Origin of the sequence: Sodalis ligni (assembly GCF_016865525.2) — a bacterium.
GTDB lineage: Bacteria > Pseudomonadota > Gammaproteobacteria > Enterobacterales > Enterobacteriaceae > Acerihabitans > Acerihabitans ligni.
In genome coordinates, this window is sequence record NZ_CP075169.1 from 4,017,294 (window position 1) to 4,042,567 (window position 25,274).

A 25,274-nucleotide genomic window follows, 5' to 3' on the forward strand; every position below is an offset into this window, starting at 1 on the left:
AACGTTCAGTTAAGAACGTTCAGATAAAGAACGGCGCCGAGCGCCGTAACGCAGGCACGGGATCGGTTCGTTAGTCGTCATGGTGCCGGACGGCACGCAAAAACTCCTGCCGGGTATTCTGGCTGGATTTGAACAGTCCCCCCAGCGAGGTGGTGGTGGTGGCGCTGGTGGCATCGCGGATGCCGCGGGCTTTGACGCAATAATGCACCGCGTCGATGGATACCGCTACGTTATTGGTCCCCAGCAGGGTTTGCAATGCAATAAGGATTTGCTGGGTAAGACGCTCCTGGACCTGGGGCCGCTGGGCGAAAAACTGTACTATGCGGTTGATTTTCGACAGTCCGATGACGCTTTCCTTGGGGATATAGGCCACGGTGGCCTTGCCATCGATGATCACAAAATGGTGTTCGCAGGTGCTGGTGAGGGTGATATTGCGAACCGCCACCATTTCATCCACTTTCATTTTATTTTGAATCAGGGTTATCTTGGGGAAATTGGCGTAATCCAGGCCGGAAAAAATTTCATCCACATACATTTTGGCTATGCGGTGGGGCGTTTCCGCCAGGCTATCGTCGCTCAGATCGAGATTCAGTAACTGCATGATCCCGGTCATATGCTCGGCGATGCGGCGTTTACGGATTTCCCCATCCAGGGCTTCTCCCCGCAACGGCGTTTCCAGACCGCGGGCCAGCAGGGTCTCATGCACCAGTGATGCTTCTTTTGTCAGCGATACCATTTCTTTCTCCGGCAGGAAAATCAGCTCTTGATCTCAATGCGTCAAGAGGCGTTTCCACTCTAGAGGAGCCCGCGACGATTATCCAGTGATTGTATCGCATGAGTGGTGAAATTATTGCAAATTGACGTCAAGGCTGGCGCCACACCAGTCCCCCCGCCAGTAACAACGCCGCCAGGGCCACCGTCAGCGCAGGTTCCAGCCGGCCCGTCGCCGCGCTGGACAGCGCCGACAATACCGGCCCGATCAATTGCCCGACGGCATAACCGCAGGTGAGCAAACCGGCCATATAGCGCATATGTTCCGGCGCCTGGCGACGGCTGCATTCCAGGGTCAGCTGCACTACGCTGAGAAAACCGCCGCCGGTGAGCAGCGCGCCCACCACCAGGCTGCTTACGCCGGGGAGTTCCAGCATCATCGCGACGCCCAGTCCCTGCGCCCATAGCGTCAACGCCAGCCGCTTGCCGGGGGTCAGAAAGCCGCGGGTCAGAATACCCACGGCAATACCCGCCACGCCGGCGGCGCCAAACACCGGCCAGACCCATTGCCCGAAAGCGCTGCCGGGAAAACGCTGCGCCGCCAGTTGGGATAAAAACGTCGCCGGCAGGATATAACCGAAGCCCGCCAGGGAATAGCTCCACAGCAGTTTTTTCAGCGCCGGGTTGAGACCGGGCATCGCCTCCAGGGGCGTACGGCGCATAAAATCCCCGCGGCGGGGAAGATACCCGCTGATAAGGGCGATGGGCAGCAGCGCGGTGATACCGTAGACCCACCAGGCATGACCGGCGCTGGCGTGGTAATGATGCATGATGAGGGCCAGCACCCCGCTGACCATGATGCCGGTGCCCGGTCCGGCGAAGACCGCCGCGCTCAGCGCCGGCCGGCGCAGGAGCAGCAGTTGATCGTTGGTCCAGGCGGAGACCAGCACCATGGCCCAGCCGCTGGCGATACCGATGACCAGCCTCAGCGCGCCGTGCATCAGGGCGTTGTGGATAACCGCCGACAGCAGCGTCAGCGCCACCGCCCCCCAAACGCCCAGCCAGATCCGGCGCTCAAGCCCTGTGGACGCCCGCATGGCATCATAGGCGCCGATAAGATAGCCAAGATAATTCGCCGCCGCCACCAGGCCGGCGCTGGTGAGAGTCAGCTGACCGGCGTGAATCATCAGCGGTACCTGGGGGTAAAGGCAAAACGTCCGATTCCCATCGCCACCAATAATGCCAGAAAGCCGCTAAGGGCCACTTTACCGCCATACCTTCTCCGAAAGACCATTTTTCTGTTGCTAACAGCATGCACGATCAATAAACTCACGGAAAATGAATAATACAGACGAAGTTGCTGACAAAACGAGAAGACATGGATCTGACCCAGCTCAAGATGTTTTGCACCGTCGCAGATACCGGCTCGCTGGCCCGCGCCGCCGAACTGCTGCATCGCGTACCATCCAATCTCACTACCCGCCTGCGCCAGCTGGAAAACGAGGTGGGCAGCGATCTGTTTATCCGCGAGAAACAGCGGATCCGGCTCTCTCCGTTGGGCCATAATTTTCTCTGTTATGCCGCCAAGATCCTGGCCCTGAGCGAAGAAGCGCTGCAAATGGTCCGCGCCGGCGAGCCGGTGGGAAATTTTGCCCTCGGCGCCATGGAAAGCACCGCCGCCATACGCCTGCCGGCGCTGCTGGCGAACTATCACCAGCGTTTCCCCCAGGTTGCCCTGTCGCTGATTACCGGTTCCTCGGGGGAAATGGTGGATAGCGTACGCGCCGGCACGCTGGCCGCCGCCCTGGTGGACGGTCCGGTGACCTATCCGGAAATCCATGGCTGCATCAGTTTCCGTGAAACCCTGGTGCTGATAGCCGGCCTGGATCAGCCCCCCGTGCATGACGCGAGGGACGTTGCCGGTAAAACCGTGTTCGCTTTCCGGCCCAGCTGCTCCTACCGGCGCCGGCTGGAGGCCTGGTTCAACGGTCAAGGCGTGGTCCACGGGCCGATGATGGAGATCCAGTCTTATCACACCATGCAGGCCTGCGTGGCCAGCGGCGCAGGGGTGGCCATGCTGCCCCTGTCGGTACTGCGCCAATTGCCCGGCCAGGAAAAGGTGACCTTGCACGCCCTGCCGCCGGAAACCGCCGACGTCGCCACCTGGCTGATTTGGCGCCGGGACGCGTTCAGTCCCAATGTACAAGCCCTAAAGCAGCTGATTATCGAACAAGAGGACCCGGCGCCGGAGCGCCTCCCCGCCGCGGTCGGAAATAAACCCCTTCACCCAGCACTTAATATATTTACCTTATAGCTTTCACGTTGCAGGAAAGCGGCAAACGCGCCTGCAACGTGAAAGATCACGGGTATAAAAGGAGTTATTCTATGCAAATGATCAAAACCCGCGCCGCCATCGCCTGGGGCCCTAATCTTCCCCTGTCAGTGGAAGAAGTGGATTTAATGCCGCCGCAAAAAGGAGAAGTGCTGGTGCGTATTGTCGCCAGCGGCGTCTGCCATACCGATGCCTATACCCTGTCGGGCAAGGATCCGGAGGGGGTTTTTCCGGTGATTCTCGGCCATGAGGGCGGCGGCGTGGTGGAAGCGGTGGGCGAAGGCGTTACCAGCGTGGCGGCCGGCGACCATGTGATCCCCCTTTATACTCCCGAATGCGGCGAATGCGAATATTGCCGCTCAGGCAAGACCAATCTTTGCCAGGCCATCCGCGCCACCCAGGGTAAAGGGCTGATGCCGGACGGTACCACCCGGTTCTTCAAGGACGGTAAACCTATTTTTCATTATATGGGTACTTCCACCTTCTCTGAATACACCGTAGTGCCGGAGATTTCCCTGGCCAAAATCAGCAAGGAAGCGCCGCTGGAAGAAGTCTGCCTGCTGGGATGCGGCGTGACCACCGGCATGGGCGCGGTGATCAATACCGCTAAAGTGCAGCCAGGGGACAGCGTGGCGATTTTCGGCCTCGGGGGCATCGGACTGTCGGCGATTATCGGCGCCAAAATGGCCGGCGCCGGACGCATTATCGGCATTGATGTCAACACCGGTAAATTCGATTTGGCGCTGAAACTGGGGGCTACCGATCTTATCAACCCGAAGGACTATGATAAACCCATCCAGGAGGTGATTGTCGAACTTACCCAAGGCGGCGTGGATTTTTCCTTTGAGTGTATCGGCAATGTCAATGTGATGCGTTCGGCGCTGGAGTGCTGCCATAAAGGCTGGGGCGAATCGGTGATTATCGGCGTGGCCGGCGCCGGCGAAGAGATTTCCACCCGGCCGTTCCAACTGGTGACCGGGCGGGTATGGCGCGGTTCGGCCTTTGGCGGCGTTAAGGGACGCTCGCAGCTGCCCGGACTGGTACAGCGCTATCTGGACGGCGAGTTCCAGCTCAATGATTTTATCACCCATACCATGGGCCTGGAGAAGATCAACGACGCCTTTGAACTCCTGCATGCCGGCAAATCCATTCGTTCGGTGATCCATTTCCGTCCTTGAACAGCCATCTCCCCGGCAGCAAGGCTGGGGTTTTACGGTATATACCCTAAATAATTCGAGTTGCAGGAAGGCGGCGACGCAGCGAATCCCCAGGAGCTTACTCAGGTAAGTGACTGGGGTGAGCGAGGACAAATCTGCCGGGAGCAGATTTGAACGCTGCTTGCAGCGGCCCCGAGGGGGCGAGGCCCATGGAGGGGCCGAGTATTGCCAACACACCTGCAACTTGAAGTATGACGGGTATAGTGGATAAGCAACAGGAGCGCCCGATGGAAATGAACCCCGAATGTATCGATGAACACCGGCTGTTCGGCGGCCGGCAGTATCGCTATCGCCACCACTCCGCCAGTACCGGCGGACCGATGACCTATAGCGTTTTCCTGCCGCCGGCGGATAAGCAGCAGCCGCCCCATGCCATTTACTGGCTCTCCGGCCTGACCTGCAACGACGAGAACTTTACCCTGAAGGCCGGCGCGCAGCGCGTGGCCGCCGAACTCAATCTGGCGCTTATCATGCCCGACACCAGCCCCCGCGGCCAGGATGTGCCGGATGACGAAGCCTATGATCTGGGCCAGGGAGCCGGGTTTTATCTTAATGCCGCCCAGGCGCCCTGGGCCGGGCATTACCGGATGTTTGATTATATGGCCGACGAACTGCCGGCCCTGGTGCATTCGCAATTTGCCTTGAGCGACCGGCAGGCGGTGATGGGTCACTCCATGGGAGGCCACGGCGCGTTAATGCTCGCGTTGCGCCTGCCGGGGCGATTCCGGTCCGTCTCGGCCTTTGCCCCCATCGTCAATCCCTGCGACGTGCCCTGGGGGCGCAAGGCCTTCGGCGCCTATCTGGGGGACGATGAAAATGCATGGCACGCCTACGACAGCAGCCGCCTGTTGGCGGCCGAGGACGCAAGACCCCTGCCGATATTAATCGATCAGGGGGATGCGGACCCGTTCCTGGGGCTGCAGCTGCAGCCGGAAAAACTGGAGGAACCGGCGCGGCGGAAGAACTGGCCGCTGACGCTGCGCATGCAGCCGGGTTACGATCACAGCTATTTCTTTATCGCCAGTTTTATCGAGGATCACCTGCGCTTCCATGCGGGGTATCTGAACGCCTGATCAGGGGGAGCCCTATTTCCCTTCTGTTTGGCTGCGCAGCGGGACGCGTTCGTCGGCTGAGTAGTCATCGCTGCGGCCGGGGAACGTCATGTCCTGGTAGCGAATCAGATGCGTTCCGTGCCGCCATTTGTAACCCAGCCAGATCACCAGAAACAGGGGAATGCCGATATAGGTGGCGGTGACGCCGTACCAATCGATGCGGTCCTGAAGAAAAGCCTGATAATTCTGGCCCAGGGTAATCAACAGGCATAACACAAAGGCGAAAATCGGTCCCAGGGGAAAAAAGCCCGCGCGATACGGCAATTCCGCCAGATCACGGCCCTGGATCATATAACCCCGGCGGAAACGGTAGTGACTGATGGCAATGCCCAGCCAGGCGATAAACCCGGTCATGCCGGAGGCGTTCAGCAGCCAGAGATACACTGTCTGGTTACCGTACATGGAGGTGAGGAAACACAGGCCGGCCATGACGGTGGTGAGATACAGCGCGTTGCGCGGCACGCCGCCCTTGGACAATTTGGCGAATATTTTCGGCGCGTTGCCCTGGCAGGCCAGGGTATACAGCATCCTGGTGGAGGCGTACATGCCGGAGTTGCCCGCCGACAGCACCGCCGTCAGAATGACTGCATTCATTACCGCCGCGGCGGAAAGCAGTCCGGCATTGCGGAACACCAGGGTAAAGGGGCTGACGGTGATGTCTTTAACATCGTTGCGCAGCAGATTGGGGTCGGTGTAAGGGATAATGAGGCTTATCACCAGAATAGCCAGCACATAAAACAGCAGGATCCGCCAGAATACCTGGCGTACCGCCCGGGGAATATTTTTCGCCGGGTCGGCGGATTCGCCGGCGGCGATGCCGATAAGCTCGGTGCCCTGGAAAGAGAAGCCGACAATCATCGCTACCCCGATCATGGCCGGGAAACCGCCGGCAAACGGCGCGTTGCCTACCTGCCAGTTATGCCAGCCGGCGCTTTCGCCGCCGCGCAGGATACCCACTATCATCAGTACGCCCACGGCGATAAAAATGATGACCGTCACAACCTTGATCAGCGAAAACCAGTACTCGGCTTCGCCGAAACCTTTTACCGAGATGGCGTTGAGGCTGAACATGATGGCCATGAACAGCGCGCTCCAGATCCAGCCAGGCACGGCCGGGAACCAGTAGCTCATTACCAGTTGCGAGGCCACCAGATCGACGGCGATGGTTACCGCCCAGTTGTACCAGTAGTTCCAGCCGAGGGCGAAACCGAAGCCTTCTTCCACGTAGCGGGCGCCGTAGGTGGAGAAGGATCCGGATACGGGCATATAGGCCGCCAGTTCGCCGAGGCTGGTCATGAGGAAATAGACCATCAGGCCGATGAGGATATATGACAATAACGCCCCACCCGGACCGGCCTGGGAGATGGTGGCGCCCGAGGCGACGAACAGGCCGGTGCCGATGGAGCCGCCGATGGCGATCATTGTCAGGTGACGTGCTTTGAGTTCACGACGCAGCCCCGGAACAGGCCGGGTGTCACTGTGGGTTTCTCGCATGATGATGTTGTCTGTCCATGAAAAATTCGACGGCGGATTGTACCAAAAAGAACAGCGGTGGGGAGTTTAGCTGCCCTGTTATTAGAGAGCTTCATAATGGAGGGGGTATTATTAGCGATACTCCCTTTGGCACGCGCTCCCTTTAACATGTTCGCTGCGCGATCGGTGAACGCGGGCCTACCGCGCTGTGGGGCGCTCCGGCGGGCGGTAAAACCACGCCCGCTTCGACCCCATCAGCACGGTCTCCCTTTAACGCGCTCGCTGCGCGATCGGTGAACGCGGGCCTACCGCGCTGTGGGGCGCTCCGGCGGGCGGTAAAACCACGCCCGCTTCGACCCCATCAGCACGGTCTCCCTTTAACACGCTCGCTGCGCGATCGGTGAACGCGGGCCTACCGCGCTGTGGGGCGCTCCGGCGGGCGGTAAAACCACGCCCGCTTCGACCCCAACAGCACGGTCTCCCTTTAACACGCCCGTCTCAGGCCTCGGTGATGGCGGGCCGGCCCTGGCAGTATTGCTGGAACCGTGTCAGCGCTTGGGAGAGGTGTTTTTGCCGGTGGTGTACCAGATACAGGGTGCGCATCAGCGGCGGCAGAGGCAGGGTAAGCGTTACCAGCGTGCCTAGGGCCAGGGCTTCCGCCACTACCCGGCGGGACAGGCAGCTAATGCCCAGGCCGTGGCGCACCGCGTGTTTGATGGCTTCGGAGTTGCCGAGTTCCATGACCGACTGGAAACGGGGCAGTTGCGCCAGTAAAAGATAATCGACGATTTCGCGGGTGCCCGATCCCTGTTCCCGCAGTATCCAGGGCGCGTCCGCCAGCTGTTCCAGCGTCAGGGGCCGCCCCGCCAGCGGATTGTCCGGGGCGGCGAACACCACCAATTCATCTCGCAGCCAAGGCTGCGTTACCAGCGCCGGGTTGTGGCTGGGGCCTTCAATCAGTCCCAGATCGACGCGAAAATCCATCACCGCGTTGATTACATCCATGCTGTTCCCCACCTGTAGCGCCAGCGGGGCATCGGGAAAATCCCGCCGGTAGGCGGCGATGATCTCCGGCAGGATGTAATTGCCGATGGTGCTGCTGGCAAACAGCCGCAATGCGCCATTCCCCTGGTGAAACAGCCGGCCTATTTCTCCGGCCTGCTCAAGCAGCGCCACCGCGCGGGGGTAGAGCAGCCGGCCGTGTTCGTTTAGCACCAGCCGTTTGCCGACGCGATCGAACAGTTTCACCGCCAGCTGATTTTCCAAATCGGTGAGCGCCGCGCTCACCGCCGACTGCGAAAGCGCCATGACGGCGGAGGCCTGGGTGGTGGAGCCGCTTTTCAGCACTTCGGTAAAAATTTCCAACTGGCGCAAGGTGATATGCATGAGACGCTGGGATCCTGCCATTAGGGGGTAACTCCCCTATGATGTAGTATTGCTCTTTAGAATCATGTTAACCCATCGAAATTCGGGGAGAAAGTCATGAAATATGTTGGTGCCCATGTCAGCGCCGCGGGCGGAGCGGATCAGGCGGTGATCCGTGCCCATGAACTCGATGCGACGGCGTTTGCGTTATTTACCAAGAACCAGCGGCAATGGAAAGCGGCGGATCTGGCCCAAGAGGATATTGAAAATTCCAGGCCGCCTGCGAAAAATACCGTTTCCCGGCCGCGCATATCCTGCCTCACGACAGTTATCTGATTAATCTCGGCCACCCGGTAGAGGAAGCGCTGCAAAAGTCCCGCGACGCCTTTATTGACGAAATGACCCGCTGTCAGCAACTGGGGTTGACCTTGCTGAATTTCCATCCCGGCAGCCATTTACAGCAAATCGAAGAAGAAAAATGCCTGGCGCGCATCGCCGAATCCATTAATATCGCGCTGGATAAAACCGAGGGTGTGACGGCGGTGATTGAAAATACCGGCGGCCAGGGCAGTAACCTGGGGGTTCGTTTTGAAAATCTGGCGGCGATTATTCATCATGTGGAAGACAAGAACCGGGTGGGAGTCTGTATCGATACCTGCCACGCCTTTGCCGCCGGTTATGATTTACGCACCGAGGAGGCCTGTGCGCAGACCTTCGGGGATTTTGCCCGTATCGTCGGATTTAAGTACCTGCGCGGCATGCACCTTAACGACGCCAAAACCGCATTGAACAGCCGGGTCGATCGCCATCACAGCCTGGGGGAAGGCAATATCGGCAAAACCGCTTTTGCCTGGATTATGGGGGATAAGCGTTTTGATGACATCCCGCTTATCCTGGAGACGGTGAATCCCGCTATCTGGCCCGAGGAAATCGCCTGGCTGAAATCCATGGACGGCAGGCATAATAAGGATTAGGCCCTTTGGTATCCGGCGACCCGGTATGGGCCGGGCCGCCGGGTCTGTCAGGCCAGCGCTTTGGCGAGCTCCTGATCCGAACGTTTGAGCATGGAATACAGCACGCCCAGCAGCAGGGTGCCGGCGGCAATGGCCACCAGATACAGCAGCACCGGCGTAATGGCTCCCGGTATCAGCAAGACGAACATCCCGCCGTGGGGCGCCATCAGTTTCACGCCGAAGAACATGGACAACGCTCCGGTTACCGCGCCGGAAATCATGCAGCTGGGTATAACCCGAAACGGATCTCGCGCGGCGAAAGGAATGGCGCCTTCGGTGATGAAACACAGGCCGAGGACAAATGCGGCCTTGCCGGCCTCGCGTTCGGTTTTCTCAAATTTGTTGCGCGCCAGCAGCGTCGCGACGGCGATGCCCAGCGGCGGCACCATGCCCGCACCCATCACCGCCGCCATCGGCGCATAGGTCTGGGTGCTGAGCAGCGCGACGCCGAAGGCATAAGCGGCTTTATTGATCGGACCGCCCATATCGCTGCACATCATGGCGCCCAAAATCGCCCCCAGCAGCACGGCGTTGGCGGTGCCCATGGATTGCAGCCAGCCGGTCAAGGCGGCTAGAATTTTAGCCACCGGCGTACCCACCACGTAAATCATTACCAGCCCGGTTATCAAACTGGCGATGAGCGGGATGATCAAGATGGGTTTCAGCGCCGCCATGCTTTGCGGCAGCGGCAGCTTGGTACTGATGGCCTTTGCCACATAGCCCGCCAGGAAACCGGCGATGATGCCGCCGATAAAACCGGCGCCGGTGCTGACCGCCAGCATGCCGCCCCCCAGCCCCGGCGTCAGCCCCGGACGATCGGCGATGGAGAAGGCGATAAAGCCCGCCAGTACCGGAACCATCAGCGCAAAGGCCGACTTGCCGCCGATTTGCATCAATGCCGCGGCCAGGGTGCCCGGCTGTTCAAACGCATGGATACCGAAAATAAAGGACAAAGCAATGCAAAGCCCCCCCGCCACCACCATCGGCAGCATATAAGAGACGCCGGTGAGCAAATGGCGATAGGGTCCGGTGGTTGTCTTCTTCTCCTGACCCGCCGCGGCCCCGCTTTTCTGGCTGTCCGGCTGGTACACCACCGCTTCCTGCACCGCTTTATCCAGCTCCTGCGCGGTCTTTTTCAGCGCCAGGCCGGTGCTGGTACGGTACATGGGTTTACCGGCGAATTTACTCAAATCCACTTCGATGTCCACGGCCACGATAACCAGATCCGCCTGCCGGATCTCTTCATCGGTAATGGCGTTGCCCGTTCCCACCGAGCCGCGCGTCTCGACCTTGACCCACCAGCCGCGTTTTTTCGCTTCCCCTTCTATGGCTTCCGCCGCCATATAGGTATGCGCCACCCCGGTGGGGCAGGCGGTCACGCCGACAATGCGCTTCGGACCGTTAGACGATGACAGCGGCGTCGCGCCGCTTTGGGCCGGCGCCTGGTAGATTTCGGCGGCATTTTTGCCTGCGCCAGAAAGGCCGCGGGCCGGCTTGCGGCCTGGGCGGCCTCGCCGAAAAAGACCTTTTTCCCGTTCAGCCCGGCGTCAGCAACGGCGGGCGTGTCTACCACCACGACCAATTCCGCATCATCCGCGGAATCCACCAGGGGCAGCCCGGCATCGGCAGCAGCGGCCGCCAGTAATTTTTTTACCAGATGGCCCCCGTGCCTTCCCCCGTGCGCTCTCTATTTTTCAGCAGCGTTTTCATTTTGTCTCCTGCCGGTCATTAAAAGGTTTTAATTCGACCCGGGCCATCATGGCGGCCAACTGTGGACGATCGGTGATGCCGACATTACTTTGGCTTACCGCCAGCGCCGCTACGGCGGTGGCCAGGCGCAGCGTATGCTCGCTGGATTCGCGCATCAGCAAACCGTAAATCAGGCCGCCTACCATGGAATCCCCCGCGCCCACCGTGCTGACGACTTCGCAGGCCGGCGGTTTTGCCAGCCAGGCGCCGGAGGCGTTAACCCCAACGCCCCCTCCCCCCCCAGAGGGATAACCACGTGGGCGGTGCCCTGTTCCCGCGGTGCGTGAGCGGCGGGGACCACATCCGCCAGGGTGGGCAGTTTATGCCCGGCCCAGATTTCCAGTTCGCGGCGATTGGGTTTTACCAGCCAGGGCGCCGCTTTCAAACCGGCCACCAGCGCTTCGCGGCTGCTGTCGAAAATGATGCACGGACAATGGCTGCGCAGTTTTATCATCCAGTCGGTAAAGGCTTCCGGCGCAACGCCCGTGGGCAGGCTGCCGCTCACCGCCACCATATCGAACTGGCCGAGCCAGGTCAGGGAATCATTGACGAAACGTTCCCAATCCTGCGGCGTCACGTTAAAACCGGAAAAATTGAAATCGGTTACATCGCCCTGCTTTTCCGTCAGCTTGACGTTGATGCGGGTGCGCCCCTGCACCACCTGAAAGCGGTTGGCGATACCCAAATCACTGAACAATAATTGAAAACCGTCCTGGTTTTCCTTGCCCAAAAAGCCCCCTACCGTGACATCGATACCCAGGTCTTTAAGCACCTTGGCTACGTTTATCCCTTTTCCCGCCGCGTGCAGTCCGGTCGTTTGCACCAGGTTCACTTCTCCCCGCTCAATGGCGGGGCAGAATCCAACCAGATCATAGGCCGGATTCAACGTAATCGTTGCGACTCGCCTGCTCATGCCACACCCTCTCCAAGTCCGGAGGCAATTGCCTCGCCAATGGCTTTCAGCGCCTGTTCAGCATCGGCGCCGTCGGCGGTAAAACGTAATCTGTGGCCGTTTTGAACGCCAAGGGCCACGACCTTCATCAGGCTGCGGCCGTTGGCCGGCTTGCCGCTGCCGTCAAGATTGGTGACGGTGACGGCGCTGTTGAATTGTTTGATGACATTCACCAGGGCGGTGCCGGGCCGGGCATGTAACCCATGCTCGTTGCGAATAACGAATTCCGCGCTCAGCAACGACCCCTGCTGCGTCGCTTCGCCGCTGAGCAAGGCCAGCAGCGCGGGCGCATCGGCGGTGAGCAGGCGTTCCGACTGCCCCGCCAGCACCAGATCGCCAAGGGTATTCAATACGCTTAGCGGCTGGTCGTCCGCCATGGCCACCGTTACCAGCAGGGCAACCGACTCTCCGTCCAGGTTAAACGCCGCCAGCGGACGACTCACCGCCACCGCGCTGGCCAGATTGCCGCGGGTGGCGTCGTTCAGCCAGATGCCCTGGCCGAGGTTCAGCGGAACGCCGCTCACCACGTCGCTGACGAAATCAGCATCCACCGCCCCGGCCTGCTGCAGGCGGCCGGCGTTCAGCGCCTTGAGGGTCATCATATCTTCAGCGGCGATATCCAGCGCCATAAGCGAAATATCGAACAGGAAGGGGGCCGGCAGCCGTTCACCGGTCAGCACGCTGCGCAACTCTTCCGCATCGGTGGTGGTGGCCAGACGGTCCGCCATCTTTTCATCGCTTAATACGTGCGTCAGCTGACGCAGCAGCGCCAGATGTTCGTCGGAACGGGCGGCGATACCGATAACCACATGGGCAATTTGTCCATCGCCCCAGTCGATACCCTGGGGGAACTGAAATACCTGGACGCCGGTTTTCAGCACCAGGTCGCGGGTATCGGTGGTTCCGTGGGGAATGGCGATGCCGCTGCCCAAAAAAGTCGAGGTTTGTTGTTCGCGCTGCAGCATGCCGTTGAGGTAGCCCTCCCGCGCGTAGCCTGCCTGCGTCAGCGCCGCGGCCACCCGCGTAATAGCCTCTTGCTTGTTCGGGGCCTGGGCACCGAGGTGAATATCGTTCAGTGACAACTCAAACATACTTCTCCTCGCTTGCTGAAATTGAATCGATTCAGCTTTAATGGGAAATAATCGCGCCATCTTCTGGAACCGATCCCGGAAATGACGCTGAAACGTTTCAATAAAGTTTCCGACGTTGCGGAATCGAATGCAAGCATCGGCGAATTATTCCTATTGAATCTTTGAAGCCACGCACATTTTGCTGACATGATATCAATAAATACCGGTTTTTACCGCTAAAGCTGAAGTGCAGCTGAAGCGCCCTGCTACGAACCGGGAGACCAATTCTCCGTTTATGCCATTAAGACCGGTAATACCTGGGATTGAATGACGGCCAAGGGGATTTTTAGCAAAAAATGTCAGGAACGGGCCTTGATTGTATTATTTTTCGCCGGAGACTTTCGTTTTGGCATAACCGGCGTATGATGCCCGCGTCCTCCTCCGTTTTTGATTCAGACCTCATTATCATGCATACGCCTATCGCCCTTTCGCGGCGTCTACCGGATATGACCGCTTCGGCATTTCTGGTTATCGCTTTTCTTTCCGGTATTGCCGGCGCGCTGCAACTCCCGACGTTGAGCCTTTTTCTTTCCACCGATGTGCAGGCACGCCCGTTTATGGTGGGATTGTTTTACACCGGCAGCGCCGTGATAGGCATTGCGGTCAGCCAGTTCCTGGCCGGCCGTTCCGATAAAAAGGGCGACCGCAAAATGCTGATTTTCCAATGCTGCGCCCTTGGGGCGGCGGGTTGCGTGCTTTTTGCCTTCAACCGCAACTATTTTGTCCTGCTTATCTTCGGCGTACTGCTCACCAGCTTCGGTTCCACCGCCAACCCGCAATTGTTTGCCCTGGCGCGGGAGCATGCGGATCACAGCGGCCGCGAGTCGGTGATGTTCAGCTCGGTGATGCGCGCGCAGGTCTCCCTGGCCTGGGTGATTGGTCCGCCGCTGGCCTTTGCCCTGGCGCTGGGTTTTGGTTTCAAGGCCATGTATATGATGGCGGCGGCCACCTTTGTGGTATGCGGCGGCCTGGTGTGGATGCTGCTGCCCACCATGCGCAAGTCGCTGCTTACAACCGAGGCGGTGATGGAAGCCCCTCGGCGCAACCGCCGGGATACGCTGCTGCTGTTTTCCGCCTGTACCCTGATGTGGACCTGCAACTGCATGTACCTTATCAACATGCCTTTATACCTGATCCATGAACTGGGGCTGCCGGAAAAAATGGCCGGGATCATGATGGGTACCGCCGCCGGCCTGGAAATCCCCACCATGCTTATTGCCGGCTATATTTCCAAGCAATATGGCAATCGTTTATTGATGCGCATCGCCGTGGCAGCCGGCCTGCTGTTCTACCTGGGGCTTATCCTGTTTACCGATGCCACGGCGCTGCTGCTGCTGCAGCTGCTCAATGCGGTTTTCATCGGTATACTGGCGGGTATCGGCATGATCTATTTTCAGGATCTGATGCCCGGCCAGGCCGGCGCGGCCACGACGCTGTTTACCAATACCGGCCGGGTCGGCTGGATTTTCGCCGGATCGCTGGCCGGGCTGATATCTGAAATCTGGCAATTGCACGGGGTTTTTTATGTGGCATTGCTTATGATTGCCGGCGCCGGTTATTGCATGTGGCGCATCCGTGATGTAGATTCGCCGCTGCCCCGCGACACACACACTTCCCCCTTGCCTGGAACGCCCGGCAACGGTAACGTGTCGCCATAGATTCCGACACAATTATACAGGTCCACGTTAATGGCTAGAGCAAACGAAATTAAGCGCGGTATGGCGGTGAACTACAACGGCAAACTGTTGCTGGTAAAAGATATTGATATTCAAAGCCCGAGCGCACGCGGGGCCAGTACGCTTTACAAGATGCGTTTTTCCGATGTCCGCACCGGGCTGAAAGTGGAAGAGCGTTTCAAGGGCGACGATATCCTCAACACCATTGATCTGGTCCGCCGGTCGGTGACCTTTTCTTACATCGACGGTGATGAATATATCTTTATGGACGACGAGGATTACACGCCTTATCCGTTTAAAAAAGATCAAATCGAAGACGAGCTGCTGTTTATTCCCGAAGGCGGCATCCCCGGCATGCAGGTGCTGACCATGGACGGACAGGTGCTGGCGCTGGAGCTGCCGCAGACGGTTGATCTTGATATTGTCGAGACCACGCCGGGCATCAAGGGAGCCTCCGCCAGCGCCCGCACCAAACCGGCGCTGATGAGCACCGGCCTGACGGTATCGGTACCGGAATATCTTAACAGTGGCGAAAAAATCCGTATTCACGTGGCCGAACGCCGCTATATGAGCCGCGCCGATTGATGTATCGACCCCGCCACCGGCGCAGCGCAACGCTATGACCGCCAAAACGACCCTGGTAACCGGTTTTCTCGGCAGCGGGAAAACCACCACCCTGCTGCACCTGCTGGCGCACAAGCCGGCTGATGAACGCTGGGCCGTGCTGGTGAACGAGTTCGGCGAAATAGGTATCGACGGCGCCCTGCTGGCCGATAGCGGCGCTTTTCTCAAAGAGATCCCCGGCGGCTGCATGTGCTGTGTCAACGGCCTGCCGATGCAGGTAGGGCTTAATAGCCTGCTGCTGCGCGGCCGCCCTGACCGATTGCTTATTGAACCCACCGGCCTTGGCCACCCGAAAGAAATCCTCCGCCTGCTCGCCTCGCCGTTTTATGAAAGCTGGATAAACCTGCAGGCGACCCTCTGCCTGCTTGACGCGCGCCAGCTCAGCGACGCGCGTTATACCGACAACGAGAATTTTCGCGATCAGCTGGCGGCGGCGGATATCATTATCGCCAATAAGCAGGATAGCTACGCCCCGCGCGATCGGGAACTCCTCGCGGCCTGGGCCCGTGACCATGGCGGAGAAAGGCCGATTATCGGCGCCACCCGCGGCGATATTTCCTCGTGCTGCTGGACAGTCCGCGGCGCAACCTGCGGGAACTGCCCGAGGAACGCACCACCACGCCGTCCCCGCCGCCAAAACCGGTCTGGCCGCCCTCAGCCTGCCCGCCAATGCCGGCTGGCGCCGTGCGTTGAACCGCGGCCAGGGGTATGAATCTTGCGGCTGGATTTTTGACGGCGAAACGGTTTTTGATACCGTCCGCCTGCTGGAATGGGCGCGGTTGGCGCCGGTAGAACGGGTCAAAGGGGTTATGCGCATTGCTGAAGGGGCATTGATGGTCAATCGCCAGGGGGATTCCCTCTTTATCGAGACCCGCCCGGCGCCGCCTCCCGACAGCCGAATCGAACTGATCAACCCTGCGCCAGCCGAATGGAATATTTTACAATCGAATTTGTTGAGGGCGCGTTTAAATTAGCATTATTATTATTACATTAATGTTAATTTCTGAATGGGTCCCGAGTCATGCAACGCTTACCGGCTATCATAGCCCTCAACCTAGCGGGAGTTGTGCTCTTCTTTTCCTGGTATCTCCCGCCGGATCACGGTTTCTGGTTCACCATCGATTCATCCATTTTCCTGCATTTCAACCGTCTGATGACCCAGAACCATGCCTTTGCCCTGTTCCTGGCCGTCACCAATTACCGGGCCTTTGATGCCATTGCCCTGCTGTTCATGGGTGCAATGTATTTTTATTACTATCGCCGGTCCGGCCAGGAAGAGCGCTACCGCATGTTAAGTATCGGTATCGTGATGCTGCTTTCCGCGGTGGTGCTCAATCAGCTGGGCCATTTGCTGCCCGTCAGCCACCCCAGTCCGACGCTGTTTTTCGAAAATGACCCTCGCGTGGCGCGCGTATCGCAGTTTGTGGATATCCCCACCAAAGACGCCTCCGCGGACAGCTTTCCCGGCGACCACGGCATGATGCTGATGATTTTCGCCGTTTATATGTGGCGCTATTTCGGCCGGCGCGCGTTTATCGGCGGCCTGGCGATCCTGGTGGTTTTCTCGCTGCCCCGGCTGATGATCGGCGCCCACTGGTTTACCGATATCGCGGTGGGTTCGCTGTCGGTGCTCTTGGTGGGGCTGAGCTGGTGGCTGCTTACCGACGCCTGCGATAAGCTGGTGAACCGCATTAATCATCTTCTGCCGGGCGCGCGGATCAACAGGTTTCAATAGGATTTCATTATGTCGGCGTTAATGCTTTGCACGGTCTACCTTAAAAAGCGTTAACGCCGGGCGACCCCCTTTACCCTCTCCTCCAGGGCAACATTCCCCGTCCGCCGCCCTTCTCTGTTGAGATGTTATTGTTCAGATCCATTTTTTAACTTTATTTTCATCAAACTTTCACATCATGAAAAGTTATAAATTAGTCGATAAAAATTCTCGCTTTCCCTTATTCATTACGGTAACCTCGAATTCGCTGTACTCATGGACTGATATTTATACCAATTAAAATGTGTGAGAGAAACCACACAATGCAGGAATAATAGTTGGTCGATTGGTATTTGCGCTTTATTCTCGATTCGTTTGGCATTTTATAGCGGCACCGTCGCTAAGGACTTTAAGGGATAACACTTATAATGGTCAAATCTCAACCTATTTTGAGATATGTTCTGCGGCTCATCCCCGCAGTGGCGGTAGCGGTAGTACTTTCCGCCTGTAGTTCTCAGAGTTCCAGGCAAACCGCTGAGATGCATGCAGTTAATGATAATGATCAGTCTTCACTGCAAGCCTCTCAGGATCAATTTGAAGAAATGGTCCGTAATGTCGACATTAAAACGAAAATTATGGATCAATATGCCGTCTGGAAAGGCGTGCGTTATCGGCTAGGCGGCAGTACCAAACGCGGTATTGATTGTTCAGCATTTGTCCAAATGACCTTCAAAGAGCAGTTCGGCCTTGAATTACCCCGTTCCACCACGGAACAGCAGGGAATGGGCTCTAAAATCCAGCGCACCAAGCTGCGTCCGGGTGATTTAGTGTTGTTCCATGCCGGTTCCACCGGTCGCCACGTGGGAATTTATCTGGGTAATGATCAATTCGTTCATGCTTCAACCACCAGTGGTGTGATGATTTCCAGCATGAATGAAGATTATTGGAAAAACGCTATCGCGAAGCACGAAGGGTACTGGTCCACGGTACACAAAGCTAAATAATGGTTATTATTTAAACGCCCTGCATGCCGAACGAGAAAAAGCCGTCTTAATAAGGCGGCTTTTTATGTTCATTCTTAAAGTTTTGTAAATCTCATAATTAGATTACTTAATTAATAATTTGCTTTAAGTTAATGGAATTAACGGCCATAGACTTTAGTTAATGAACGTTCATTAATAAATGAGCCGCCTTTCCTGACGGCTGCATAAGGCAAAATAAGAACAATTCAGGAAACATTTTCCTTAAATATTTACCCTATTATTCGTTGCACTCGCCGATAAATTATGATAGAGCCGGCGCGGCGCACCGCTGGATTCTCACTGCCACTCCCCTCGATTTGCCTAACGCGATAAACAAAAAAAATCGCTAATAATTTTGACATTAAAATTATTTATATCGTTATTACCGCTATTATAATAAACGCAGTCATACTGCACATTGCCGGCATGATGGCCTTGTTATTCAGCTTGAGTCAGTCAGTATCTGCGCAGGAGCGTAACCTGATGTTTTTACGTTTTTGGATAGCGCTGGTTTTCAGTATCGTTAGCTACGGTCCGCACGCCGAGGCCATTAACGAAGGTTATGCGTTTGCGCTGTTGGGAGAGCCAAAGTACAGCAGTGATTTCAATCATTTCGATTACGTCAATCCCGCCGCCCCCAAAGGCGGAGCCGTGACGTTGGCCGCCATCGGCACCTTTGACAATTTCAACCGTTACGCTTTGCGTGGCTCCGCCGCCATGCGGACCGATCAGCTCTATGACTCGCTGTTCACCACCTCCGACGATGAAATGGGCAGTTATTACCCGCTGGTGGCGGAGTCCGCTCGCTACCCGGCGGATTTCAAATGGATTGAAATCACCATCAATCCCCGGGCCCGCTATCATAATCACCAGCCTATCACCGCGCGGGATGTCGCCTTTACCTTCAACAAATTCATGACCGAAGGGGTGCCCCAGTTCAGGCTTTATTATAAAGGCGTTACCGCCACGGCCATCGCGCCGCTGACTGTGCGTTATGAATTCCCCCAGCCCGATAAAGACAAAATGCTGGGTTTGCTGGACTTGCCCATTTTGCCGGAAAGCTTCTGGCAACATCACAAACTGAGCGACCCGCTGTCCTCGCCGCCTCCGGCCAGCGGTCCTTATCGCATCACCGCCTGGCGCACGGGCCAGTACGTCACTTACTCCCGGGTCAAGGATTACTGGGGGGAGACATTGCCGGTGAATCGCGGGCGTAATAATTTCGATACTATCCGTTATGACTATTACCTGGACGACAATGTCGCGCTGGAGGCCTTTAAAGCCGGCGCCTACGATCTGCGGGTGGAAACTTCGCCGAAAAATTGGGCCACTCAGTACCACGGCGGTAATTTTGACCGTGGTTACATCGTCAAACAGGAAGTGCCCAATAACGCTCCGGTCACTACGCCCTGGCTGGCGTTTAATATCCAGCGTCCGCTGTTCGCCGACAGGCGGGTGCGCGAGGCCATCGGCCTGGCATTTGATTTCGAATGGATGAACAAGGCGCTTTTCTTTAACGGCTATGAACGGGTCAACAGCTATTTTATCAATACCGACTACGCCGCCAGAGGATATCCCGACGCCGCCGAGCTGGCCTGGCTGGGGGCGCCGAAAGGGCAGATCCCGCCGGAAGTCTTTACCGATATTTACCATCCGCCGGTCTCGGACGGCAGCGGATACGATCGGAAAAACCTGCTCAAGGCGCTCACCTTGTTAAAAGAGGCCGGTTGGGAGTTGAAAAACCAGCAATTGGTGAACAGTAAAACCGGTAAACCCTTCCAGTTTGAAATGATGCTGATGAGCGGCAACAACAGCCAATATATCCTGCCGTTCCAGCATAATCTGCAGCGGCTGGGCATTACCCTCCAGATTCGGGAAGTGGACAGCGCACAATTCACCAACCGGCTGCGCAAGCGCGATTTTGATATGATGCCCGCCACCTACGCGCCGTTCCCCTATCCCAGTGGGGATTTGCAGATCATGTGGGGTTCGGCTTATGTGGAATCCACCTATAATCGACCGGGGGTAAAGGATCCCGCCATCGACCGACTGATCAATGAAATCGTTCATCACCAGGGGGACGAAAAAGCCCTGCTTTCCCTTGGACGGGCCCTGGACCGGGTGCTGACCTGGAATCAATTTATGATCCCCATGTGGTTCTCCCATCAGACCCGGTTGGCCTATTGGGATAAATTCGCCATGCCGGAAATTCGTCCTACTTATGCGCTGGGTTTCGACACCTGGTGGTACGATGTCAACCGGTCGGCGAAATTGCCTGCGGAACGGCGCTAACAGAGGGGCTTGCATGACGTCATATCTATTGCGTCGATTATTACTGGTCATTCCCACGCTGTGGGCCATCATTACGCTGAATTTTTTTATCGTGCAAATTGCTCCCGGCGGCCCGGTGGATCAGGCCATTGCCGCCATTGAAACGGGTCAGCAAAGCGGTTTCTCCGGCGGCGGCCACACCGATCCCACCGCCCGCGTCCAGGCGCTGCACGGCGGACAAATCGGCGACAGCCAGTATCGCGGCGCCCGCGGACTGGATCCGGAGGTCATTGCTGAAATCACCAAGCGCTATGGCTTTGACAAGCCGCTGCACGTGCGCTATTTCACCATGCTGTGGAATTATGTGCGGTTTGATTTCGGCGATAGCCTGTTTCGCGGATCGTCGGTCATGGAATTGATAAAAGAGAGCCTGCCGGTTTCCATTACCCTGGGACTATGGAGCACGCTGATTATTTATTTAGTGTCCATTCCGCTGGGCATCAGGAAGGCGGTCCATAACGGCAGCGGATTCGATGTCTGGAGCAGCACGCTGATTATCGTCGGTTATGCCATTCCAGCGTTTCTGTTCGCCATATTGCTGATAGTGCTGTTTGCCGGCGGCAGCTATCTGGATTGGTTTCCGCTGCGCGGTCTGGTCTCCAGCCATTTCGACAGCCTGCCGTGGTATAAAAAAATCACGGATTACCTCTGGCATATCACACTGCCGGTGCTGGCCACGGTCATCGGCGGATTCGCCACCCTGACCATGCTAACCAAAAACGCGTTTCTGGATGAAATCCGCAAGCAGTACGTCATCACCGCCCGGGCCAAGGGGCTGGATGAAAACCAGATTCTCTACCGCCACGTGTTCCGCAACGCCATGCTGCTGGTGATAGCCGGTTTTCCCGCGACGTTTATCAGCATGTTTTTCACCGGTTCGCTGCTGATTGAAGTGATGTTTTCCCTCAACGGACTAGGGCTGCTCGGTTACGATGCCACCCTGCAGCGGGATTATCCGGTGATGTTCGGCACCCTGTATATTTTTACCCTTATCGGGCTGTTGCTGAATATTCTCAGCGACATGACCTACACATTGGTGGATCCCCGCATTGATTTCGAGGGACGGCAATGAGCGGATTAAGCCCGGTAAACCAGGCGCGTTGGGCGCGCTTTCGCCGTAATCGCCGCGGCTACTGGTCGTTATGGCTGTTTTTGCTGTTGTTCGCCGTAAGCCTGGGATCGGAACTGGTGGCCAACGACAAGCCCCTGCTGGTTCGTTATGAAGGGCGGTTGTATTTTCCCCTGCTGTTCAACTATAACGAAACCACCTTCGGCGGCGAGCTGGCCACCGCGGCGGATTATCGCGATCCCTATGTCGCGCACCGGCTGGAATCCCACGGCTGGACGCTCTGGGCGCCCATTCGCTACGACTACCGCACTATCAACTTCGCCACCAAGGTCCCCTTCCCTTCGCCGCCCAATGCGCAAAACTGGCTGGGCACCGACAGTTCCGGCAAAGACGTGCTGGCGAATTTACTGTATGGCTTTCGACTGTCGATGCTGTTCGGACTGGCCCTGACCTTGTTCTCCAGCCTGATAGGCATTATCGCCGGCGCCACGCAGGGATACTACGGCGGCAGGCTGGACCTGTGGGGCCAGCGCTTTATCGAAGTCTGGTCGGGTATGCCGACGCTGTTTTTGATTATTCTGCTGTCGAGCGTGGTGCCGCCGAATTTTTGGTGGTTGCTGGGCATCACCGTGCTGTTCGGCTGGATGAGCCTGGTGGGGGTGGTGCGGGCCGAATTCCTGCGCACCCGCAACTTTGACTATATCCGCGCCGCCCAGGCCATGGGGGTCAGCGACGGGATGATTATGCTGCGCCATATGCTGCCCAACGCCATGGTGGCGACGCTGACGTTTATGCCGTTTATTCTCTGCGGCTCCATAACCACCCTGACGTCACTGGACTTCCTGGGTTTTGGTCTACCGCTGGGTTCGCCTTCCCTGGGTAATTTGCTGCTGGAAGGCAAAAACAACCTGCAGGCGCCCTGGCTTGGCATTACCGCGTTTGTGATGCTGGCCCTGGTATTGTCGCTTTTGATTTTTATCGGCGAGGCGGTGCGCGACGCTTTCGACCCCGGCAAGGGCCATTAACCATGACCGCACCTTTACTGCAGATCCAAGCGCTGAGCGTCGCCTTTCGCCAGGGGGAAACTTGCCGTCAGGTGGTGGATGAGGTATCCCTGACCGTCAACGCCGGCGAAACCCTGGCCCTGGTGGGAGAATCCGGTTCCGGCAAGAGCGTGACCGCGTTATCGGTGCTGCGCTTACTGCCGTCCCCTCCCGCCGTTTATAGCCACGGTGATATCCTGTTCCGGGGACAAAGCCTCCTCCATGCGGATGAAACCGCGCTGCGGCGGGTGCGTGGCAACGATATCGCCATGATCTTCCAGGAACCCATGTCCTCCCTTAATCCGCTGCATACCATTGAAAAGCAGCTGCTGGAAGTGTTGATTCTGCATCGGGGCATGAAGGGAGATTCCGCCCGCGCCGAAGTGCTCGCCAGTCTTGATCGGGTGGGGATTCGCCATGCCTCTTCGCGGCTAAGGGATTTTCCCCATCAGTTGTCCGGCGGCGAGCGGCAGCGGGTGATGATCGCCATGGCGTTACTGACCCGGCCGAAATTACTGATAGCCGATGAGCCCACCACCGCCCTGGATGTCACGGTCCAGGCGCAAATTCTGCAATTATTGGCCGATCTGCGCCGGGAAATGGGCATGGCGCTGCTGTTTATCACGCACAATCTGAATATCGTCCGCCGGCTGGCGGATAACGTGGCGGTGATGAAGGATGGCAAATGCGTGGAAATCAGCCCCTGCGGAACGCTTTTCAGCGCTCCGCGCCATGCCTATACCCGTAAGTTGCTGGCGGCTGAACACGGCGGCTGTCCCCTGCCAGTGGACGAAGATGCCGCCCCTTTGCTCAGGGTTAACGGTTTGGGGGTGTCGTTTTCCGTACAGCGGGGACTGCTGCGGCGCTCGGTGATGGAAAAACGGGTATTGAACAACGTTACTTTCACCTTGCGGCGCGGCGAAAGCATGGGATTGGTGGGCGAATCCGGGTCGGGCAAAAGCACAACGGCGCTGGCGGTGCTGCGCCTGCTGCAATCCGACGGGGAAATCTGGTTTGAAGACCAGCCGCTGCATCAGTTTAACCGGCGGCAGATGCTTCCCGTACGGCGCCGCATCCAGGTGGTATTCCAGGACCCGAATTCAGCCCTTAACCCGCGGCTGACGGTGGCGCAAATCGTGGTGGAGGGGCTGAGGGTTCACCATCATTATTCATCGGAGGAACAGGAACGGCGGGTGATTGTCGCCTTGCAGGAGGTGGGATTGGATCCCGACACCCGCAACCGCTATCCCGATCAGTTTTCCGGCGGCCAGCGGCAGCGCATCGCCATAGCCCGAGCGCTTATTCTGCAGCCGGAGCTGGTTATCCTTGATGAACCCACCTCTTCCCTGGACCGTTCGGTTCAGGCGCAGATCCTGCAACTGCTGAAGTCGCTGCAGGAAAAACATCAGTTGACCTATCTCTTTATCAGCCATGACTTGCAGGTTGTGAGGGCAATGTGCCATCAGGTGATTGTGTTGCGCCAGGGGGAAGTGGTGGAACAGGGAGAGTGCCGTCAAATCTTTGATTCACCGGCGGCGGACTATACTAAGCAGCTGTTGCAATCCAGCAACCAGTAGAGCCCGGAGGGCCCTTCAGGCAGCCTGTTTCAGATGATATGGGGTGCCGCGGCCGGTTCGGCAATGGCCACGCCGATGTTTTTCAGGCGGCATAGCGCGGTACATTCATCATCTCGGTGTAAAAAAAGGCAAGGCTGTCCTTCATATTCCAGCACGGAGCAGGAAATCTGGATTTCCATTAGTGAACCCGCCAGTTCCCGCATGGTTTGCCAAGCGGTGCCGCCCTCATGGTTCAGCAGCGTCAGGCCCACCAGTTCATTCTCCCCTTTGCCCACCGAGTCAATGGGCTCAACCTTGAGACCGCAAAATCCGTTTAAATAGCGATAAGATTGCGGCAGGCGATGTATGACGGATAATTGTAAATTATTCACTGCCTTTCCCCAAAGGTAATCAAATGGCTGGTAACAATTTTATCACAAAATAATAATGTTAGAATGACATATAGGACTTTATTGTTTACACAAATGTCTTTTTAACCGCAAAAATGAGAGCCAGATCTCTTTTCGGCCTATATGTACCGCGTTAAATCGACAAACACAACAACTTTTTATGCATTTGCATAACTTATCGCCAGCTTTTGGTTTACATTTATCGAACATACCCCTTGGCGCGCGCTCCCTTTAACAGGTTCTTTGTACGTTCGATGATCGCGGGCCTAGCGTGCCATGAGGCGCTCGGTCGGCCAAAAATGGCCGATTCGACCTCATTGGCGCGCTCTCCCTTTAACAGGTTCTTCGTACGTTCGGCGATCGCGGGCCTAGCGTGCCATGAGGCGCTTGGTCGGCCAAAAATGGCCGATTCGACCTCATTGGCGCGCTCTCCCTTTAACAGGTTCTTCGTACGTTCGACGATCGCGGGCCTAGCGTGCCATGAGGCGCCCGGTCGGCCAAAAATGGCCGATTCGACCTCATTGGCGCGCTCTCCCTTTAACACGTTCGTTGCACGCTGGGCGATCGCGGGCCTAGCGTGCCATGAGGCGCCCGGTCGGCCAAAAATGGCCGATTCGACCTCATTGGCGCGCTCTCCCTTTGACACGTTCGTTAAACGTTCGGCGATCGCGGGCCTAGCGTGCCATGAGGCGCTCGGTCGGCCAAAAATGGCCGATTCGACCTCATTGGCGCGCTCTCCCTTTAACACGTTCGTTGCACGCTGGGCGATCGCGGGCTT

15 protein-coding genes and 6 pseudogenes are annotated in these 25,274 nt (G+C 57.5%); 13 read left to right on the forward strand and 8 right to left on the reverse strand.

What is annotated here, in order from left to right:
* Positions 1 to 70: 70 nt before the first annotated feature.
* Together folE and GTU79_RS18710 are read right to left on the reverse strand one after the other, a co-directional pair.
* Entirely contained in the window at positions 71 to 736 is a 666-nt protein-coding gene (folE, locus tag GTU79_RS18705) for a GTP cyclohydrolase I FolE (RefSeq protein ID WP_132927387.1), read from the reverse strand.
* Positions 737 to 863: 127 nt separating this feature from the next.
* A pseudogene (locus GTU79_RS18710) lies at positions 864 to 2,005 on the reverse strand (YbfB/YjiJ family MFS transporter).
* A gap of 84 nt (positions 2,006 to 2,089) precedes the next feature.
* On the opposite strand from GTU79_RS18710, the gene ptrR reads away from it, so the two are divergent.
* The 3 genes from ptrR to fghA all read left to right on the forward strand — a co-directional run bounded on the left by ptrR (position 2,090) and on the right by fghA (position 5,333).
* Positions 2,090 to 3,025, forward strand: a complete 936-nt coding sequence (gene ptrR / locus GTU79_RS18715) for a putrescine utilization regulator PtrR (protein ID WP_203523444.1) — start codon at positions 2,090 to 2,092, stop codon at positions 3,023 to 3,025.
* 71 nt (positions 3,026 to 3,096) lie between these two features.
* On the forward strand, positions 3,097 to 4,221 hold the full coding sequence (locus GTU79_RS18720; RefSeq protein WP_132927381.1) for an S-(hydroxymethyl)glutathione dehydrogenase/class III alcohol dehydrogenase: 1,125 nt from the start codon (positions 3,097 to 3,099) through the stop codon (positions 4,219 to 4,221).
* A 266-nt stretch (positions 4,222 to 4,487) separates the two neighbouring features.
* On the forward strand, positions 4,488 to 5,333 hold the full coding sequence (fghA, locus tag GTU79_RS18725) for an S-formylglutathione hydrolase (RefSeq protein ID WP_203523445.1): 846 nt from the start codon (positions 4,488 to 4,490) through the stop codon (positions 5,331 to 5,333).
* Positions 5,334 to 5,345: 12 nt separating this feature from the next.
* Here fghA and GTU79_RS18730 read toward each other — a convergent pair whose 3' ends face one another.
* Positions 5,346 to 6,866: an amino acid permease gene (locus GTU79_RS18730; RefSeq protein WP_203523446.1), complete on the reverse strand. Its 1,521-nt coding sequence runs from the start codon at positions 6,864 to 6,866 to the stop codon at positions 5,346 to 5,348.
* A 477-nt stretch (positions 6,867 to 7,343) separates the two neighbouring features.
* On the reverse strand, positions 7,344 to 8,231 hold the full coding sequence (gene yieE, locus GTU79_RS18735; protein ID WP_132927375.1) for a DNA-binding transcriptional regulator YeiE: 888 nt from the start codon (positions 8,229 to 8,231) through the stop codon (positions 7,344 to 7,346).
* A gap of 96 nt (positions 8,232 to 8,327) precedes the next feature.
* Between yieE and nfo the strand changes: the two are divergent.
* Positions 8,328 to 9,184, forward strand: a pseudogene (gene nfo, locus GTU79_RS18740) (deoxyribonuclease IV).
* A 47-nt stretch (positions 9,185 to 9,231) separates the two neighbouring features.
* Here the strand turns inward: nfo and fruA are convergent.
* The 3 genes and pseudogenes from fruA to fruB form a co-directional block, all read right to left on the reverse strand.
* Positions 9,232 to 10,880: pseudogene (fruA, locus tag GTU79_RS18745) on the reverse strand (PTS fructose transporter subunit IIBC).
* A 49-nt stretch (positions 10,881 to 10,929) separates the two neighbouring features.
* Positions 10,930 to 11,885: pseudogene (gene fruK, locus GTU79_RS18750) on the reverse strand (1-phosphofructokinase).
* On the reverse strand, positions 11,882 to 13,015 hold the full coding sequence (gene fruB / locus GTU79_RS18755) for a fused PTS fructose transporter subunit IIA/HPr protein (protein ID WP_203523449.1): 1,134 nt from the start codon (positions 13,013 to 13,015) through the stop codon (positions 11,882 to 11,884). The pseudogene fruK and the gene fruB overlap by 4 nt, the downstream one beginning before the upstream one ends.
* A 446-nt stretch (positions 13,016 to 13,461) precedes the next feature.
* Between fruB and GTU79_RS18760 the strand changes: the two genes are divergently transcribed.
* From GTU79_RS18760 to yejF, 9 genes and pseudogenes are all read left to right on the forward strand, one after another.
* Entirely contained in the window at positions 13,462 to 14,712 is a 1,251-nt protein-coding gene (locus GTU79_RS18760) for a sugar efflux transporter (protein WP_132927365.1), read from the forward strand.
* Positions 14,713 to 14,742: 30 nt separating this feature from the next.
* Entirely contained in the window at positions 14,743 to 15,315 is a 573-nt protein-coding gene (yeiP, locus tag GTU79_RS18765) for an elongation factor P-like protein YeiP (protein ID WP_132927363.1), read from the forward strand.
* A 34-nt stretch (positions 15,316 to 15,349) separates the two neighbouring features.
* A pseudogene (locus GTU79_RS18770) lies at positions 15,350 to 16,328 on the forward strand (CobW family GTP-binding protein).
* A gap of 47 nt (positions 16,329 to 16,375) precedes the next feature.
* On the forward strand, positions 16,376 to 17,089 hold the full coding sequence (locus GTU79_RS18775; RefSeq protein WP_203523451.1) for a phosphatase PAP2 family protein: 714 nt from the start codon (positions 16,376 to 16,378) through the stop codon (positions 17,087 to 17,089).
* Positions 17,090 to 17,493: 404 nt separating this feature from the next.
* Positions 17,494 to 18,065 (forward strand): annotated as a pseudogene (mepS, locus tag GTU79_RS18780) (bifunctional murein DD-endopeptidase/murein LD-carboxypeptidase).
* Positions 18,066 to 18,570: 505 nt separating this feature from the next.
* On the forward strand, positions 18,571 to 20,379 hold the full coding sequence (locus GTU79_RS18785) for an extracellular solute-binding protein (RefSeq protein WP_214513257.1): 1,809 nt from the start codon (positions 18,571 to 18,573) through the stop codon (positions 20,377 to 20,379).
* A 13-nt stretch (positions 20,380 to 20,392) separates the two neighbouring features.
* Positions 20,393 to 21,490, forward strand: a complete 1,098-nt coding sequence (locus GTU79_RS18790) for a microcin C ABC transporter permease YejB (protein ID WP_132927354.1) — start codon at positions 20,393 to 20,395, stop codon at positions 21,488 to 21,490.
* On the forward strand, positions 21,487 to 22,512 hold the full coding sequence (locus GTU79_RS18795; protein ID WP_132927352.1) for an ABC transporter permease: 1,026 nt from the start codon (positions 21,487 to 21,489) through the stop codon (positions 22,510 to 22,512). The genes GTU79_RS18790 and GTU79_RS18795 overlap by 4 nt, the downstream gene beginning before the upstream one ends.
* A gap of 2 nt (positions 22,513 to 22,514) precedes the next feature.
* Positions 22,515 to 24,107: a microcin C ABC transporter ATP-binding protein YejF gene (gene yejF, locus GTU79_RS18800; RefSeq protein ID WP_203523453.1), complete on the forward strand. Its 1,593-nt coding sequence runs from the start codon at positions 22,515 to 22,517 to the stop codon at positions 24,105 to 24,107.
* Positions 24,108 to 24,136: 29 nt separating this feature from the next.
* Here yejF and GTU79_RS18805 read toward each other — a convergent pair whose 3' ends face one another.
* Complete coding sequence (locus GTU79_RS18805) at positions 24,137 to 24,478, reverse strand: YejG family protein (protein WP_214513258.1); 342 nt, start codon at positions 24,476 to 24,478, stop codon at positions 24,137 to 24,139.
* Positions 24,479 to 25,274 lie beyond the last annotated feature (796 nt).